This window comes from Hydrogenophaga sp. 2FB (genome assembly GCF_005503365.1).
Lineage (GTDB): Bacteria > Pseudomonadota > Gammaproteobacteria > Burkholderiales > Burkholderiaceae_C > Hydrogenophaga.
Genome location: NZ_SCML01000051.1, coordinates 16,677 through 33,851, shown reverse-complemented (window position 1 = coordinate 33,851; position 17,175 = coordinate 16,677). Strand labels below are relative to the sequence as shown.

At 67.1% G+C, this 17,175-nt stretch carries 16 protein-coding genes; 9 read left to right on the top strand and 7 right to left on the bottom strand.

The window, feature by feature from the left end; translation table 11 throughout:
• Positions 1 to 26: 26 nt before the first annotated feature.
• The 9 genes from ftsW to FFS09_RS30710 all read left to right on the top strand — a co-directional run bounded on the left by ftsW (position 27) and on the right by FFS09_RS30710 (position 9,667).
• Positions 27 to 1,283: a putative lipid II flippase FtsW gene (gene ftsW / locus FFS09_RS23850; RefSeq protein WP_137921449.1), complete on the top strand. Its 1,257-nt coding sequence runs from the start codon at positions 27 to 29 to the stop codon at positions 1,281 to 1,283.
• The gene (murG, locus tag FFS09_RS23845) at positions 1,280 to 2,356 is read left to right on the top strand and encodes an undecaprenyldiphospho-muramoylpentapeptide beta-N-acetylglucosaminyltransferase (RefSeq protein WP_137921436.1); all 1,077 of its coding nucleotides are present in this window, start codon (positions 1,280 to 1,282) and stop codon (positions 2,354 to 2,356) included. The genes ftsW and murG overlap by 4 nt, the downstream gene beginning before the upstream one ends.
• Positions 2,353 to 3,765, top strand: coding sequence for a UDP-N-acetylmuramate--L-alanine ligase (gene murC / locus FFS09_RS23840; protein ID WP_137921435.1), 1,413 nt, complete (start codon positions 2,353 to 2,355; stop codon positions 3,763 to 3,765). The genes murG and murC overlap by 4 nt, the downstream gene beginning before the upstream one ends.
• Before the next feature lie 5 nt (positions 3,766 to 3,770).
• Positions 3,771 to 4,727 (top strand): D-alanine--D-alanine ligase, encoded by a 957-nt coding sequence (locus FFS09_RS23835; RefSeq protein ID WP_502703756.1) that lies wholly within the window; start codon positions 3,771 to 3,773, stop codon positions 4,725 to 4,727.
• Positions 4,728 to 4,744: 17 nt separating this feature from the next.
• On the top strand, positions 4,745 to 5,539 hold the full coding sequence (locus FFS09_RS23830) for a cell division protein FtsQ/DivIB (RefSeq protein WP_137921433.1): 795 nt from the start codon (positions 4,745 to 4,747) through the stop codon (positions 5,537 to 5,539).
• A gap of 14 nt (positions 5,540 to 5,553) precedes the next feature.
• The gene (gene ftsA / locus FFS09_RS23825; protein WP_137921432.1) at positions 5,554 to 6,783 is read left to right on the top strand and encodes a cell division protein FtsA; all 1,230 of its coding nucleotides are present in this window, start codon (positions 5,554 to 5,556) and stop codon (positions 6,781 to 6,783) included.
• 179 nt (positions 6,784 to 6,962) lie between these two features.
• Positions 6,963 to 8,171 carry a cell division protein FtsZ gene (ftsZ, locus tag FFS09_RS23820; RefSeq protein ID WP_137921431.1) on the top strand — a complete coding sequence of 403 codons (1,209 nt, stop codon included), beginning with the start codon at positions 6,963 to 6,965 and terminating at the stop codon, positions 8,169 to 8,171.
• 378 nt (positions 8,172 to 8,549) lie between these two features.
• Complete coding sequence (gene lpxC / locus FFS09_RS23815) at positions 8,550 to 9,473, top strand: UDP-3-O-acyl-N-acetylglucosamine deacetylase (RefSeq protein WP_137921430.1); 924 nt, start codon at positions 8,550 to 8,552, stop codon at positions 9,471 to 9,473.
• 17 nt (positions 9,474 to 9,490) lie between these two features.
• Positions 9,491 to 9,667, top strand: coding sequence for a hypothetical protein (locus FFS09_RS30710; protein WP_171020158.1), 177 nt, complete (start codon positions 9,491 to 9,493; stop codon positions 9,665 to 9,667).
• A gap of 8 nt (positions 9,668 to 9,675) precedes the next feature.
• On the opposite strand, the gene FFS09_RS23810 is transcribed toward FFS09_RS30710, so the two are convergent.
• The 7 genes from FFS09_RS23810 to FFS09_RS23780 are packed head-to-tail and all read right to left on the bottom strand — an operon-like array spanning position 9,676 to position 17,174.
• On the bottom strand, positions 9,676 to 11,256 hold the full coding sequence (locus FFS09_RS23810; RefSeq protein ID WP_171020157.1) for a PAS domain S-box protein: 1,581 nt from the start codon (positions 11,254 to 11,256) through the stop codon (positions 9,676 to 9,678).
• Between the two features lie 5 nt (positions 11,257 to 11,261).
• The gene (ruvC, locus tag FFS09_RS23805; protein WP_137921428.1) at positions 11,262 to 11,810 is read right to left on the bottom strand and encodes a crossover junction endodeoxyribonuclease RuvC; all 549 of its coding nucleotides are present in this window, start codon (positions 11,808 to 11,810) and stop codon (positions 11,262 to 11,264) included.
• A 9-nt stretch (positions 11,811 to 11,819) separates the two neighbouring features.
• On the bottom strand, positions 11,820 to 12,827 hold the full coding sequence (locus tag FFS09_RS23800; protein ID WP_137921427.1) for a phosphatidate cytidylyltransferase: 1,008 nt from the start codon (positions 12,825 to 12,827) through the stop codon (positions 11,820 to 11,822).
• 3 nt (positions 12,828 to 12,830) lie between these two features.
• Positions 12,831 to 13,448 carry a lysophospholipid acyltransferase family protein gene (locus FFS09_RS23795; protein WP_137921426.1) on the bottom strand — a complete coding sequence of 206 codons (618 nt, stop codon included), beginning with the start codon at positions 13,446 to 13,448 and terminating at the stop codon, positions 12,831 to 12,833.
• Entirely contained in the window at positions 13,445 to 14,191 is a 747-nt protein-coding gene (mtgA, locus tag FFS09_RS23790) for a monofunctional biosynthetic peptidoglycan transglycosylase (RefSeq protein ID WP_137921425.1), read from the bottom strand. The genes FFS09_RS23795 and mtgA overlap by 4 nt, the downstream gene beginning before the upstream one ends.
• Positions 14,192 to 14,197: 6 nt before the next feature.
• On the bottom strand, positions 14,198 to 15,064 hold the full coding sequence (locus FFS09_RS23785; RefSeq protein ID WP_137921424.1) for an energy transducer TonB: 867 nt from the start codon (positions 15,062 to 15,064) through the stop codon (positions 14,198 to 14,200).
• 37 nt (positions 15,065 to 15,101) lie between these two features.
• Positions 15,102 to 17,174 (bottom strand): ribonuclease catalytic domain-containing protein, encoded by a 2,073-nt coding sequence (locus FFS09_RS23780; protein WP_137921423.1) that lies wholly within the window; start codon positions 17,172 to 17,174, stop codon positions 15,102 to 15,104.
• Position 17,175 lies beyond the last annotated feature (1 nt).

Sequence of the window (17,175 nt, the reverse complement as noted above, 5' to 3'; positions counted from 1 at the left end):
AGCGCCTGCGCGCGGCCCTGGTCGGCATGTTGCCGCGCTGGCCGGGCCGCGATCTGGCGGGCGCGCTCGCCAGCGGCTCCTCGCGCGACGACCTGCCGGTGCGCCTGTCCAACCGCACCTACGCCGGCACGCGCAACGTCGCCGTGCGCGAACTGGGCTTCGACCAGCCGCTGCTGTGGGTCGTGGTGGCCTTGCTCGCCTGGGGCCTGGTGATGGTGTATTCGGCCTCGATCGCCTTGCCCGACAACCCGCGCTTTGGCAACTACGCGCAGATCCACTTCGTGCTGCGCCACGGCATCTCGATGGTGATCGGCGTGATCGCCGCGATGGTGGCGTTCCAGTTCCCGATGAAGTCCTGGGAAAAGCTCGCGCCCTGGATGTTTGCGGTGGCGCTGGTGCTGCTCGCGCTGGTGCTGCTGCCCTTCATTGGCAAGGGCGTGAATGGTGCGCGGCGCTGGATCTCGCTGGGCATCATGAACTTCCAGCCCTCCGAACTCGCCAAGCTGGCGGTGCTGCTGTACGCGGCCAGCTACATGGTGCGCAAGATGGAGGTGAAGGAGCGCTTCTTCCAGGCCGTGGCCCCGATGGCGGTGGCGGTGGGCGTGGTGGGCATGTTGCTGCTGGCCGAGCCCGACATGGGCGCGTTCATGGTGATCGTGGTGATCGCCATGGGCATCCTGTTCCTGGGCGGCGTGAACGCGCGCATGTTCTTCCTGATGGCGCTGGTCGTGGTGGGCGCGTTCGCGCTGATGGTCATGACCAGCGAGTTCCGCCGCCAGCGCGTGTTCGCCTACCTCGACCCCTGGAGCGTCGAGCATGCGCTGGGCAAGGGCTACCAGCTCTCGCACTCGCTGATCGCCTTCGGGCGTGGCGAGATCTTCGGTGTGGGCCTGGGTGGCAGTGTGGAGAAGCTGCACTGGCTGCCCGAAGCGCACACCGACTTCCTGCTCGCTGTCATCGGTGAGGAGTTCGGCCTGCTTGGCGTGGTGGTGCTGATCGCCCTGTTCCTGTGGCTCACGCGCCGCATCATGCACATCGGTCGCCAGGCGATCGCGCTCGACCAGGTGTTCTCGGGCCTGGTCGCGCAAGGTGTCGGTTTGTGGATGGGTTTCCAGGCCTTCATCAACATCGGCGTGAACCTGGGGGCGTTGCCCACCAAGGGCTTGACGCTGCCGCTGATGAGCTACGGCGGCTCGGCGATTCTGCTGAACCTCGTGGCGCTGGCCATCGTGCTCAGGGTGGATTACGAGAACCGCCAGATGATGAAGGGCGGCCGGTCATGACCGCTCCCTGCGCCCTCATCATGGCCGGCGGCACCGGTGGCCACATCTTCCCCGGCCTGGCCGTGGCCGAAGCCCTGCGCGAGCGCGGCTGGCGCGTGCACTGGCTGGGCGCGCCCGGCAGCATGGAAAGCCGGCTCGTGCCACCGCGTGGCTTCGCGCTGGAGACCATCGACTTCGGCGGCGTGCGCGGCAAGGGCCTCATCACGCTCGCGCTGCTGCCGCTGCGCCTGCTGCGCGCCTTCTGGCAGGCGCTGCAGGTGGTGCGCCGCGTCAAGCCCGACGTGGTCGTGGGCCTGGGCGGCTACATCAGCTTCCCGGGCGGGATGATGGGCGTGCTCGCCGGCAAACCCCTGGTGCTGCACGAGCAGAACTCGGTCGCCGGCATGGCCAACCGCGTGCTGGCGGGCGTGGCCGACCGCGTGTTCACCGCCTTCCCCAACGTGTTCAAGAAAGCCGAGTGGGTGGGCAACCCGTTGCGCACGCCGTTCCTGAACCAGCCCGCGCCGGCCGAGCGTTTCGCCGGCCGCGGCGGCCCGTTGCGCCTGCTGGTGGTGGGCGGCAGCCTGGGCGCCAAGGCCCTCAACGACGTGGTGCCCCAAGCGATCTCCCTGCTGCCCAAGCTGCAGCAACCCCACGTCACGCACCAGAGCGGCGAGAAACAGATCGACGCGCTGCGCGCCAACTACATCGCGGCGGGCGTGCAGGCCGAACTCACGCCCTTCATCGACGACACCGCGCAGGCCTTTGCCGACGCCGACCTCATCGTTTGCCGCAGCGGCGCGAGCACCGTCACCGAAATCGCCGCCGTCGGCGCGGCCGCGCTGTTCGTGCCGTTCCCATCGGCGGTGGACGACCACCAGACCACCAACGCGCGCTTCCTCGTTGATGCGGGCGCCGCGTGGCTGACACCCCAGACCGAACTCACCCCCCAGCGACTGGCGCAAACCCTGCAGACCGTGCAGCGCGAGCAGTTGCTGGACATGGCCCGGAAGGCCAAGACCATGCAGAAAACAGAAGCGGTGGCGGCCGTCGTGGCCGCCTGCGAGCAACTCGCGAAAGTCCCGACGCCATGAAGCACGCCATTCGACACATCCATTTCGTGGGCATTGGCGGCGCCGGCATGAGCGGTATCGCCGAGGTGTTGCTCAACCAGGGCTACCGCATCACCGGCAGCGACCTGGGCGAGAGCACGGCCACGCGCCGGCTCGTCGCCATGGGCGCCGAGGTGTTCGTGGGCCACGACGCCGCGAACATCGAGGGGGCCGACGCCATCGTCACCTCCACCGCCGTGAAGGACGACAACCCCGAGGTGGTGGCCGCCCACGCCAAACTGATCCCGGTGGTGCCGCGCGCGGTGATGCTGGCCGAGTTGATGCGCATGAAGAAGGGCGTGGCCATCGCCGGCACGCACGGCAAGACCACCACCACCAGCCTGGTGGCGAGCGTGCTGGCCGCCGCCGAACTCGACCCGACCTTCGTCATCGGTGGCCGCCTCAACAGCGCGGGCGCCAACGCGCAGCTGGGCACGGGCGAGTACATCGTGGTCGAGGCCGACGAGTCCGACGCCTCGTTCCTCAACCTGCTGCCGGTGCTCTCCGTCGTGACCAACATCGACGCCGACCACATGGACACCTACGGCCACGACTTCGGCAAGCTCAAGTCGGCCTTCGTGGACTTCCTGCACAAGATGCCCTTCTACGGCGCGGCCGTGGTGTGCGTGGACGACGCCGCCATCCGCGAAATCCTGCCGCAGATCGCACGCCCCATCACCAGCTACGGTTTCGCCGAAGACGCGCAGGTGCGGGCCATCAACGTGCGCTCGGTCGGCACGCAGATGCACTTCACCGTGCAGCGCCGCAACGGCGTGGAACTGCCCGACCTGGACGTGGTGCTCAACCTGCCCGGCAACCACAACGTGCTCAACGCGCTGGCCGCCATCGGCATCGCGGTAGAGCTGGGCGTGCCCGACGCCGCCGTGCAGCAAGCCCTGGCGGAGTTCAAGGGCGTGGGCCGGCGTTTCCAGTCGTATGGCGAAGCCCGCACGTCGGATGGCAGCGGCAGCTTCACCGTGGTCGACGATTACGGCCACCACCCGGTGGAAATGGCCGCCACGCTGTCTGCCGCGCGCGGCGCGTTCCCGGGCCGCCGCCTGGTGCTGGCGTTCCAGCCGCACCGCTACACCCGCACGCGCGACTGCTTCGAGGATTTCGTGAAAGTGATCGGCCAGGCCGACGCGGTGCTGCTGGCGGAGGTGTACGCCGCCGGCGAAGCGCCCATCGTCGCGGCCGACGGCCGTTCGCTGGCGCGCGCGCTGCGCGTGGCCGGCAAGCTCGAGCCGGTGTTCGTCGACGACATCGCCGCCATGCCGCAGGCCGTGCTCGACAACGCGCGCGACGGCGACGTGGTGCTCTGCATGGGCGCGGGCACGGTGGGTGCGGTGGCTGGCCGGGTTATTGAGCTGGCGCAAGGAGCGGCAGCATGAACGCAATGGAGAGAAAGACGGTGGATCCAAAGTCGCTCGGCAAGGTGGCCGTGCTCATGGGTGGGCGTTCGGCCGAACGCGAGGTCTCGCTCATGTCGGGCAATGGCGTGCTGGCCGCGCTGAAATCCAAGGGCGTGGACGCCCATGCGTTCGATCCGGCCGAGCGCAGCATGGACGAGCTCCAGCGCGAAGGTTTCCAGCGCTGCTTCATCGCGCTGCACGGCCGCTTCGGTGAAGACGGCACGGTGCAAGGCGCGCTGGAGCTGATGGGCATTCCCTACACCGGCCCCGGCGTGATGGCCTCCAGCGTGGCCATGGACAAGCTCATGACCAAGCGCATCTGGATCGCCGAAGGCCTGGACACGCCGGCCTGGCGCCAGGTGCGCAGCGTCGAAGAGACCGTGGCCGCGTTCAAGGCACTGGGCTCGCCCATGATCATCAAGCCCGTGCGCGAAGGCTCCACCATCGGCCTCACCAAGGTGATCAGCGAAGACCAGTGCGCCGCGGCCTACGAACTCGCCGCGGGGCAGGACCCGCTGGTGATGTGCGAGCAGTTCATCGCGGGCGATGAAGTCACCTGCCCGGTGCTCGGCACCGGTGCGGATGCGAAGGCGCTGCCGGTGATCCGCATCGTCGCCCCCGAAGGCAACTACGACTACCAGAACAAGTACTTCACCGACGACACGAAGTACATCGTGCCCTGCGGCCTGCCCGAAGGCGAAGAGGAAGCAATCCAGGCGCTGGTGCTCAAGGCCTACCTCACGCTGGACTGCCGTGGCTGGTCGCGCGCCGACGTGATGATCGACGCGAAGACGCGCAAGCCCTGGCTGCTGGAAATCAACACTTCGCCCGGCATGACCGGCCACTCGCTGGTGCCGATGTCGGCCAAGGCGGCGGGCCTGTCGTACGAAGACCTGTGCGTCGCGCTGCTGGCCAGCGCGGCGCTGGACAACGCCGCCTGAGCACCCGGAACACCCCCATGCCCAGCACCGAACTGCCCCTGGACGTCAAGCTCATGACCGTGGTCACCCACGTGCTCGTGGCCGTGTTCGCGGTGCTGAGTCTGGGCCTGTTCACCACCTGGCTGGTGCGCCACCCGATCTGGTCGGTGAAGGCGATCGCGGTGCATGGCGACGTGGCGCACCAGAGCGCCGTGACCTTCCGCGCGCAGTTGTCGTCGCAGATGAAGACGCGCCTGACCGGCAGCTTCCTCACGGTCGACCTGCAGCAGGTGCGCCAGCTGTTCGAGTCCGTGCCCTGGGTGCGCAAGGCCGTGGTGCAGCGCGAATTCCCCAACCGCCTGCGCGTGACGCTGGAAGAACACGAGGCCGTGGCCTGGTGGGGCCAGTCGGGTTCGGGCCAGCTGGTCAACAAGCTGGGCGAGGTGTTCGACGCCAGCCCGGACGATGGCGACGGTCTGCCGGAGCTGGCGGGTCCGGCGGAAAAGTCGGTCGAGGTGTGGTCGCTCTACCAGTTGCTCGGCGGCGAATTCGCTCGGCTCGACCTGGGCCTGGAGCGGCTCGAACTCACCGAGCGCGGCACCTGGCGCGCCCAGCTCGACAGCGGTGCCCGCGTGGAGCTGGGCCGCGGCACACCCGACGAATTGCTGGAACGCACGCGCCGCTTCACCGGCACGTTGTCCCAACTCACCGAACGTTATGCAGGCGCGGTGCAGTCCGTGGACCTGCGCTACCCCAATGGTTACGCGCTGCGCTTGCGCGGCGTGACCACCGTCATCGACACGCCACCCGGCGCACCACAACCCCGTAGGTAAGCAAGAAACACATCATGGCCAAGGAATACAAGGATTTGGTGGTGGGACTCGACATCGGCACCGCCAAGATCATGGTGGTGGTCGCCGAGGTCCAGCCCAACGGCGAACTCAAGCTCGCGGGCCTGGGCGTGTCGGCCAGCCATGGCTTGAAACGTGGCGTGGTGGTCAACATCGACGCGACGGTGCAGAGCATCCAGCAGGCCTTGAAAGAAGCCGAGCTGATGGCCGACTGCCGCATCGCGCGCGTGTACACCGGCATCACCGGCAGCCACATCCGCGGCATCAACTCCAGCGGCATGGTGGCCATCAAGGACCGCGAGGTCACCGCCGCGGACGTGGCGCGCGTGATCGAAACGGCCAAGGCGATCAACATCTCGACCGACCAGCGCCTGCTGCTGGTGGAGCCGCAGGAATTCGTGATCGACGGTCAGGAAGTGAAGGAGCCGATCGGCATGAGCGGCATCCGCCTGGAGGCCAAGGTGCACATCGTCACCGGGGCGCAGAGCGCGGCGGAAAACATCATCAAGTGCGTGCGCCGCTGCGGCCTGGAAGTGGACCAGCTGATGTTGAACCCGCTGGCGTCGAGCCAGGCGATCCTGACCGACGACGAGAAGGAACTGGGCGTGGCGCTGGTCGACATTGGCGCGGGCACGACCGATGTGGCGATCTTCTCGGGTGGCGCGATCCGCCACACGGCGGTGATCCCGATCGCGGGCGACCTCATCACCAGCGACATCGCCATGGCTCTGCGCACGCCGACGAAGGACGCCGAAGACATCAAGGTGGAGAGCGGCTGCGCCAAGCAACTGCTGGCCGACCCGGACACGCAGGTGGAAGTGCCCGGCCTGGGTGATCGCGGCCCGCGCATGTTGAGCCGACAGGCGTTGGCCGGCGTGATCGAGCCGCGTGTGGAAGAAATCTTTTCGCTGGTGCAGCAGGTGCTGCGCGATTCGGGCCACGAGGAAATGTTGTCCTCGGGCATCGTGCTCACCGGCGGCAGCGCGGTGATGCCCGGCATGGTTGAACTCGGCGAGGACATTTTCCTGAAGCCGGTGCGCCGTGGCGTGCCGAACTACGACAGCGCCCTGTCCGACATGGTCGCGCAGACGCGCGCGGCCACGGTGATGGGTTTGTTGGAAGAAGCGCGCCTCGCGCGTGTCCGAGGGCACAAGGTGGCGCAGAAAGCGGGCTCGATGCAAGGCGCGGTCGAGCGTGTGAAGAACTGGTTTTTGGGGACATTCTGATATGGACACCACCACGCTTGCCCCGAACGTTCAGCGCATGTTCCCGTCGCCGCGAACGCGCCCCAGAGCCGGTTGTGCCGAGTGCACCGGACCGCCTGGCTGAAAGCCCGATCCCACAAGAATTCCAAGCGTTTTATTGAATTACCCGGGCCTTTCAGAGGCCACACAAGGAGCACCAAATGAGCATCGAAATGATTGAAGTCGAAGAATTCAACCTCGGCACCCAGATCAAGGTCATCGGCGTGGGCGGCGGCGGCGGCAACGCGGTCGAGCACATGATTTCGCGCAGCGTGCAAGGCGTCGAGTTCATCTGTGCCAACACCGACGCGCAGTCGCTGCAGCGCAGCGCCGCGCACAAGACCATCCAGCTCGGCACCAGCGGCCTGGGCGCGGGCAGCAAGCCCGAGAAGGGCCGTGACGCGGCCGAAGTCGCCGTGGACGACATCCGCGAAGCCATTGCGGGCGCGCACATGCTGTTCATCACCGCCGGCATGGGCGGTGGCACCGGCACCGGCGCGGCCCCCGTGATCGCCCGCGTGGCGAAGGAAATGGGCATCCTCACCGTCGGCGTGGTCACCAAGCCGTTCGACTGGGAAGGCGGCCGCCGCATGACCAACGCCGACAACGGCCTGGCCGAGCTCGAAGCCAACGTGGACTCGCTGATCGTGGTGCTTAACGAGAAGTTGCTCGAAGTGCTGGGCGACGAAGTCACGCAGGACGAGGCTTTTGCCCACGCCAACGACGTGCTCAAGAACGCCGTGGGCGGCATCGCCGAAATCATCAACGAGTACGGCAACGTGAACGTCGACTTCGAAGACGTGCGCACCGTGATGGGTGAGCCCGGCAAGGCCATGATGGGCACGGCGGTCGCTGCCGGCCCGGACCGCGCGCGCATCGCCGCCGAGCAGGCCGTGGCCTGCCCGCTGCTCGAAGGCATCGACCTCTCGGGCGCCAAGGGCGTGCTGGTGCTCGTCACCGCGGCGAAGGGTTCGCTCAAGCTGTCCGAGTCGAAGTTGGCGATGAACACCATCCGCGCCTACGCTTCACCCGAAGCGCACGTGATCTACGGCGCTGCGTACGACGACGCTCTGGGCGACGAAATGCGCGTGACCGTGGTGGCCACCGGCCTGTCGCGCCAGGGCGTGCGCCGCACCGCGCCTCCGCTGCAGGTGCTGCGCACCGGCACCGACAACGTGCCGTTCAACGTGCCCACTGTGAACGCCGCTGTCGGTGGCCCGGGCGCAAGCCAGCCGGACTACAACTCCATGGCCGTGCCCAGCGTGTGGCGCACCAACCGCACCCAGGCGGCGGCCAAGGTGGATGCGTTGGCTTCGGGTGGCATGGACGATTTCGAGATTCCTGCTTTCTTGCGCAAACAAGCTGACTGACGTTTTGTCGGGTTTTGTGCCTGGCGTGTTTCGTGCCTGCACCTCGCGGGCTCGCGGACGCCGGGCGCTCTGCTCCGCGGGTGTCCCCCGACGGCTGGTGCCGTCTCCTCCTTTACCCCGCTGCGCAGAACGCCCGACGCCCGCGAGCCGAGACACGTTGGTAAACCCACGGTTCTTGTACCTCGCAGGTCAGCGGTGATCGGGGTGTCCGGCGCAGCGGGGTAAAGGAGGAGGGGCGGCGAAGCCGACCCGGGGGACACCCGCGGAGCCGGGCACCCCGGTCGCCGCTGACCGTTGCAGCCGGAGGAAAAAACCTCTCTATCAAGGTCATCGCCTTTCCTAACCATGTTCTGGCACCGCGAAAACTACAATTCAGGGATGCTTGCTCAACGCACCCTCAAATCCCTGACCAAGGCGGTCGGCGTCGGCCTGCACAGCGGTCAGCGGGTGGAGTTGACGCTGCGCCCCGCCGCGCCGGACACGGGCATCGTGTTCCGTCGCGTGGATTTGCCTGCGCCGGTGGAGATCCCCGTGAATGCGATGGCCGTGTCCGACACGCGCCTGGCCTCCACCATCTCCAACGGTGGCGTGAAGGTGCACACCATCGAGCACCTGATGAGCGCCTGCGCGGGCCTGGGGCTGGACAACCTGTATGTGGACATCACGGCCGAAGAAGTGCCGATCCTCGATGGCTCGTCGGCGTCTTTCGTTTACCTGTTGCAGAGCGCCGGCATCGTGATGCAGAACGCACCCAAGCGCTTCATCCGCGTCACCAAGCCGGTGGAGGTGCGCGAAGGCGAGGGGCGAGGCCTCAAGTGGGCGCGGCTCGATCCGTTCCATGGCTACAAGCTCGCGTTCGAAATCGAGTTCGACCACCCGGCCGTGAACTCCAGCGGCCAGCGCGTGGAGTTTGACTTTGGCAGCGGCCAGTACGCGCGCGAAATCGCGCGTGCCCGCACCTTCGGCTTCACGCGCGACGTGGAAATGATGCGCTCCAATGGCCTGGCCATGGGCGGCGGGCTGGACAACGCCATCGTGATGGACGACGTCAAGGTGCTCAACGCCGACGGCCTGCGCTACCAGGACGAATTCGTCAAACACAAGATCCTCGACGCCATGGGCGACCTGTACATCGTGGGCAAGCCCCTGCTGGCCGCCTACAGCGCCTTCCGCAGTGGCCACGCGATGAACAACCTGCTGCTGCGCGCCCTGCTGGAGCGGCCCGACGCCTACGAGGTGGTGAGTTTCGAACACGAGCGCGAAGCCCCCAGCGGTTTCGCGCAACTCGCGCCGGCCTGGTAAGCGATCCCTCGTCGCCCATGCTGTTGTTCCGCTGGACCGTCATGCTGCTGCTGCTCGCAGCCGGCGTTTGCTTCGCGTTCTACATCGGCACCAGCCAGCCGCGCTACCGCGTCTGGGGCATCGTGATCCTGAAATGGACGGTGATCGCCGCCCTCGGCTTCTTTGGTGTGCTGGTGCTGGAACGCCTGGTCTAGGACCTGTCCTAGGACCACCAACGCTCGTCGGACACCGGGCGCACAAAGGCGCTGAACAGCTGCACCTCAGGGGTGTTGATCAGACCGATCTTCATCTCCACAGCCATCTCCCTGCCGTTCCTGTCCATCACCGTGCGCTGCATCTGCTGGTCGGTGAACGGCGCCTTTCCCGTGATCAGGAAGCCCGCCAACGCCTGCACGAAGGCGGTCTGGAAGCGCTCGGGCACGACGATGTCGACCAGCGATTCGCCCAGCACCTCGGCGCGCTGCCAGCCAAACAGCTTCTCCGCCGCGTCGTTCCAGTCCGTGATGCGGCCTTCGAAATCCATGCCCACGAAAGCCTCCTGCGCGGTGTCGATCACGGCCTGCACGCGCGCTTCATTGGTGTGCATGTCGTGCAAGGCCTCGCGCAGTTCGGCGGTGCGCTCGCTCACGCGCCGCTCCATCGCCGCGTGGCTGTGGCGCAACTCGGACTCGTTGTTCTGCAAGCTCTTCACGACCGAATTGAAGGCATTGCCCAGCAGGGCCACTTCGCGGTAGGCCCCGGCGGTGGGCGCTTTCACCGCGTAACCGGCCTCGATGCCGCGCGCCACGTCCGTCAGGTCCAGCAAGGGCCGCGTGATCAGGCGCGCCAGCAGCCAGCCCAACAGCGAGAACAGCACCGCCGCCACCAGGCCGCCGAGCAGCATGCGCTCGTGAAGCTGGTCCACCGGTGCGTAGGCGCCGGCCAGCGTCTGCCGCACCAGCACCCGCCATTTCAGGCCGGGGTAGGCGTCGAAGCCGTTGTCGCGGCTGTAGCCCACCAGGTAGGTTTGCCCATCGGGCCAGACTTCCTTCGAGTAGCCGGATTCACCGCGGGCAGCGGCTTGCAGGCTGGGCAGTTGCAGCCTTGTGCCCTGCACACCGGGGGGGCCGAGCAAGACCGTGTCGTTGGTGGAGACGATCAGCATCTCCACGTTGCGGTGGCGGCTCACGGGCGCGAAGATCGCGGCCTGGATGTCGCTGGCCCAGTTCCATGACAGCTGCACGCTGAGCACACCGGTGATCTGGTCCGTGGCATCGGTCAGCGGAAAGGCAATGTCGACGAAGCGCTGTGGTTCGCGGCCCTGCGTGCCGAGCAACTGCGCGAGCCGCATGGCGTCGTGCACATCGCCCACGGCCTGGTCGGCGATGGCGTTGCGAAACCAGGGGCGCGCCGATACATCCACCCCTTCGAACATGCCGCGCGTGGCGGTGCGCACCACGCCAGTGGCATCGGTGACACCGATCCACGCATAGTGCGGATAACTTTTTTGCACGGACTCGATGGTCTTCCGTGTGGCATTGGGGTCGCTGTTGCCGTTGCCGCTGAGCCGCTCGGCGATCAGGCGCACCTCGCGGTAGCGCTCGAACATGGCGCGGTCCAGGCGGCCGGTCGTCTGTTGCGCCAGTTCGGCCAGGTTGGCGCCAATGCCATCGCGCACCTGGTTGCTGGCCGCGCGATCGCTGAACAGCGTGAGGCTCACGGTGAGCAGCAAGGACAGCGCGGTGAAGGCCACGGCCAGCCAGGCGCCGAGGCTGAGCTGGCGGACGTTGTGGGATCCCGGCATGTTCATCAGTACACCCGGCCGGCTTTGTAGCTGCCGTGCGTGCGGGCTTGCTGCGCCGACACCTTGCTGATCGCCAGCAGCGTGCGGCTGACCTGCGCGTGCGTGATGGCCAGGCCCAGCGCGTCGGCCGCATCCTTGCCGGGCAGCCCGGGCAACTGCAGCAGGCGCTTGACCATTTCCTGCATCTGCGGCTTGGCGGCCTTGCCGTAGCCCACCACGGCCTTCTTCAACTGCAGCGCGGTGTACTCGGCCACCGGCAGGTGGTTGGCCACCAGCGCGGTCAGGCAGGCGCCGCGCGCCTGGCCGAGCAGCAGCGTGGCCTGGGGGTTGACGTTGACGAACACGATCTCGCAGGCCGACACCTCGGGCTGGTAACGCGCCACCACTTCGGTGATGCCGTCAAACAGGATCTTGAGCCGCGCGGGCAGCAGCGCGCCGTTCTTGGGGCTGGTCTGGATGGTGCCGCTGGCCACGTAATGCATGGCCGCACCATCGGTGTCGATCACGCCAAAACCTGTGCACTGCAGGCCAGGGTCGATGCCGAGAATTCTCATGAGGACACTTTACAGGTCGAAGGTCCAGCGCACCGAGTGGAAGAACACGGGCGCGGCAAAACACAGGGCGTCCACGCGGTCGAGCAGGCCACTGGTGCCGGTGACCGAGCGGCCCGCCAAGCCCCAGTGCGTCACGCCGCGGTCGCGCTTGATGGCCTTCATGACGAGGTGGCCGAAGCTGCCCGCCGCGCAGGCCACCAGCGCCATGGCCAGCGCGGGCAGCGGCTTGAAGGGCGTGAAGCCCGCGAGCAGTGCGCCCAGCACGCCACCCGCGGCCAGGCCCAGCACCCAGCTGCGCCAGTGAAAGCTGTCGCTGATGGCCGGCGCCACCGGACGGCGCAGGCCGCGCGCGGCCACGTGTTGCACCAGCATGCAGGTCTGCACCACCAGCACCAGGAAGAACACCAGGAAGGCGGTCTTGCCGGCAAAACCCTTGAAGTGGAGCAGCAGCAGCGCGGGCACATGGCTCATGCCATACACGCAGACCATGATGCCCCACTGCAGCTTGGCGTTGCGTTCGAGGAAACGTTGCGGGTCGTTGCCCAGCGCGCTGACCACGGGAATGGCAAGGAACACGTAGACCGGGATGAAAACGGTGAAGAGGTTGAAGAGTTCCATCCACACCAGCGCGTACTGCAGCGGCAACACCACGAAGAAGGCGAGCACCAGGCTGCGGTGGTCGCTGCGGCGCGTGGGGGAGAGGCTGATGAACTCGCGCAGGATGAAGAACGACACCACACCGAACAGCACCAGGGCCGCGTGGTCGCCGGCAGCCCAGCCGACCCAGAACACCAGCATCATGATCCAGGAGCTGCGCAGCAAGGCCTGGTTGTCCTGCATGTGCAGAGCGCGGACGTCCGAGGCGTCGTCGTCGGGGTCGCTTCCATCGGTTGCGCGGCGTTCGCGCAGCGACAGCACCACGTTCACGCCGCTGGCGATCAGCAGCAGGCCGAACAGCACGACGAACACCAGGCTGACCTGTTGGTCGGGGGTGAGGTTGCGAAGAAAAGAGCCCATGCTTCAGACCTCGCGCAGCGCCATCACGGCTTCGCGCGCCCGTTTCAGAAAATCGGCGCGCGGTTCGTCCGCACCGAGCTTGAGGGGCTCGCCAAAGGTGACCGAGCACAACACGGGTACCGGCACCACCTCGCCTTTGGGAATGACGCGTTGCACGTTGTGGATCCAGGCCGGCACGAGCACCACGTCGGGAAAACGTTGCGCCAGGTTGTACAGGCCCGACTTGAATGGCTGCGGGTCTTCCTCGTGGCCGCGCGTGCCTTCGGGAAACAGGATCAGCGAGTCGCCGCTCTCCAGCGCCTGGGCCAGCGGCGCGAGCGGGTCTTCGTCGCCCTTGCGTTCGCGCTCCACGTACACGGCGTTGAACACGTCGGTGGTGATCCAGCGCTTGAAACGGGACGCGGTCCAGTAGTCCCTGGCCGCGATCGGGCGTGTGATGCTGCGCAGCTCCAGCGGCAGCGCGGCCCACATCAGCACCAGGTCGGCGTGGCTCTGGTGGTTGGCGAAGTAGATGCGCTGCTCGGCCTTGGGCGGGCAGCCGTGCCAGCGCGCCTGCGCGCCGGTGAGCAGGCGTACCAGGCCCAGCAGGAACAAGCTCATGGCCTTGGCGCGAAGGTTCATGGGAGTTGTACACCGCCCATGCGGGCGACGATGGTGCCGGTGCGGCGGGCCAGGTACGCAGAGCCCTGGCGGGTTTCGAAGAACTTCGGCGATGGCAGCATCACCGCCAGGCGCGCCGCTTCGTAGGCGCTGAGTTTGCTGGCCGGTTTGTTGAAGTAGCGCTGCGCGGCGGCCTCGGCGCCGAAGATGCCTTCGCCCCACTCGACGCTGTTGAGGTAGATCTCCAGGATGCGGCGCTTGTCCAGCAGCAGCTCCAGCGCCACCGTGAGCACCAGTTCCTGGCCCTTGCGCAGAAACTGGCGCTCGCCCGAGAGCAGCAGATTTTTCGCGAGCTGCTGGGTGATGGTGGAGCCGCCGACGATCTTGGGTTCGCGCGCGGGCCGGTTGGGCTGGCTGGCGGCGCGTTTCTCGGCGAGTTGCTGGCGGCGCTCGTTTTTCTGCCACGCGCCTTCGATCGCGCCCCAGTCCACGCCGCCGTGGTCGTTGAAGCCCGCGTCCTCCGACGCGATCACCGCGCGCTTGAGGTGCGGGCTGATCTGCGCACCGTCCACCCACTGGTGGGACCAGCGCCAGTTCTTGTCCCCCGCCAGGCTCGCACCGGCGATGCGCCAGGCTTCGGAGCGCATGAACGTGGTGCTGACCGGATCGATCGCGACCATGACCGCGATGCGCACGATGAAGAACAGCTGCAGAGCGATCCCGGCCAGGATCAACCACAACAACCAGCGCCCGAGTGACTTCATGTCAGGTCATTGCCCGGACAGTTGCGTCTGCAGAATTTCGTCGCGCGTGAAACGAAAACGCGAGACCACGACGATCTGGTCGGCCTGGCGGCGCATGGCATCGCTGAACTTGCCGAAGGACAGGCTGCGCACGATGGCCTGGGCGCGGCGGTCGAGCAGGTTGATGCCCGAGGGTTGCACGACTTCGGTGTCCAGCACCACGCCGGTGTGGTTCACCGTGATGGTCATCGTGAGCTCGCCGTACAGTTTGCGACCCGCCGCTTCGGGGAAGTTGCTGGTGCCGCGGTCTTCGATCTTGCGGCGCAGCTCGTCGTAGTAGATGGCGTAGACCGCTTCGCGCGTGGCCGGGCTGATGTAGCGCTTTTTCGGCCGCGCGTTTTCTTCGTTGATGCGCTTCTCGATCTCGGCCAGGATCTTCACCAGCGCCCGGCGCTTTTGCTCGCGCTCGGCCTGCTCGGGGGTCGGGTTGAGCGACTCCGGGTCGGGTGGTGGCATCTTCGCGAGTTCGCGGCGCACCTGGGCCAGCAAACGGTTCTGCTGCTCGCGCAGCATTTCGATCGTGCGCTGGTCTTCCTCGTGGGCGTCGCCCACGCGCGCCACGATGTGGGGGGGCAGCGGCGAGGTGGCGCGGCCGTGTTCCCGGTCGCCGCCGCCGGCCAGCGAGGCTTGCGCGATTGCGGTGGCCTTGTCGGGCCGCTCGTCGCTGCGGGCGTTCACGAGGATCACTTCCAGCGGCGTGTCCTGGAATACGCGGTTGAAACGCTCGGGGTCCACGAAGCGCACGGTAAGGATCGCCGCGTGCACGGCGATCGACACGCCCAGCGCGAGTTGCAGCGTGCTCAGCTTCTTGAAAAAGGACAGGGCAGACGACATCAGGCGGGCATTATCCGTGCTGGTTGTCGCCTGTGCCTCAAGCCCCTGCCGGGCCGGGCGTTTGGACGGGCTGGGCGGTGGCGGCTTCCACCTCGGCGTCGTCGACGTTGATGGCCAGCGCGACCGGCGTGGCGAGTTCTTCTTCCTCGCCGCCGTCTTCTTCCTCGGCCACGTCATCGGCCGGCAGGTCCAGCCGCTCGATCACGGTGCCGTGCACGTCCAGCGTCATGTCGTCGATCTCGCCCAGCTTCACGCGCACGTGCGCGCCGCGTGGCAGGCCATCGGCGCCCATCACGGGCAGCACCAGCGGCAGGGTGTCGGCGCGCACCAGGTTGTCCTTGACCAAGGTCGCGGTGAGTTCGGTGATGTTCTGCTGGCGCAGGTACTGCAGCGTCCAGTAGCGCTCCATGCCGTTCTGGAAGCCGTTGTACGCGGTGTAGGCGGCGTCGAACGCGCTGATGACGGCGAACAGGTTGGCGTCCTTGGGCTTGAACGGCGCGGCGAGCGCGGCGGTCTTGCCGTGGCGCGCGCAGGCAATGATCTGCCACTGGTTGACCAGGTCCACATAGCGGCGCAGGGGCGAGGTGCTCCAGGCATAGCTCTTCACACCAATGCCCGCGTGGGGCTGGGCCTTGGTGCCCATGCGCACTTTCACGCCGGGCTGCAGGCTGGCCTGGCTGCGGTAGATGCCGGGCACACCGCAGTCGGCGAGCCAGTTGCCCCAGGTGCTGTTGGCCAGGATCATGGCCTCCGACACCATCAGGTCCAGCGGCGCGCCGCGCCGGCGTGTGCCGATCTGCACGCGCTCGTCGCCGGTGGGCTCGTCGCCCGCCACGCCTTCGAGGCGGAAGGTGTAGTCGGGGCGGTTGAAGTTCTCGGGCTTGCCGCGCACCACCTCGCGTTGCGCCTTGAGGTGCCGCGCCAGGCGCCACAGAAAGGCCAGCGAGGGTTGCAGTTGGGCGATCTCGGGCTGGACGTCGGCGGTGGGTGCGGCGCCTTCGAGCCAGGCCTCGGTGATCACCGCATCGAGCTGGTCGTGGCGCAGGTTGATCGCGATCGGCACGCGCTCCAGCGCGGTGCGGCTGGCGGTGATGGCCAGCGTGGCTTCGTCGAAGGTGACGTAGAGCGACACGGCCGGGCAGTCGCGCCCTTCCAGCAGCGTGTAGGCCTGTACCACGTCGTCGGGCAACATGGTGATCTTGTGGCCCGGCATGTAGACCGTGGACAGACGCTGGCGCGCCACCTGGTCGACCGCGCCGTCGGGCAACACCGCCAGACCCGGCGCGGCGATATGAATGCCCAGCGTGACGCTGCCTTGGCCCAGGCCCTGCAGCGAGAGCGCGTCGTCGATTTCGGTGGTGGCCGAGTCGTCGATGGAAAAGGCCTGCACGTTGGCCAGGGGCAACTCGTCGGCGATGGCGGGCGCCTGCAACGGCGGGAAGCCCGTTCCCTTGGGGAACTGGTCGAACAGGAAACGCTGCCAGTGGAACTGGTAGGCGCTGCGGATCGCGCCGGCGTTCTGCAGCAGCGCCAGCGGTGCGGTGTGGCTGTTGCGCGCGGCCTCCACCACGGCCTTGTACTCCGGGGCGTTTTTGTCGGGCTTGAACAGAATTTTGTAAAGCTGCTGGCGCACCGGCTCGGGGCAGGTGCCCGCGGCGAGTTCGGCGGCCCAGGCTTCGATTTGCGCCTGCACCTGTTTCTTCTTCTCGATCGCGGCCAGGGCTTGCGCCAGGATCTCGGGCGGCGCTTTCTTGTAACGGCCTTTGCCGGCGCGGCGGAAGTAGTGCGGCGCGCCCTGCAGGCACACCAGCGCGGCCACCTGTTCGGTGGTGCCGGCCTTGTCGCTGAAATACTCGTGCGCCAGATCGGCGAAACCGAACTCGTCCTCGGGGGCGAATTCGTAGGCCAGTTCCAGCTCCATCGCCTCGGCCATGGCGGTGGCCGCGGGCATCAGTTGGCTGGGGGCGGGTTTCTCGAAGCGCAAGAGCGCGTTGGCGGCCTTGACCTTGACGCGCTTGCCCGAGTCGAGCTCGACTTGCAGAGAACTTTCGGCCTCGGACAGGAGGCGGCCGGTCAACAATTTGCCGGCTTCGTCAAACAGAATATGCATG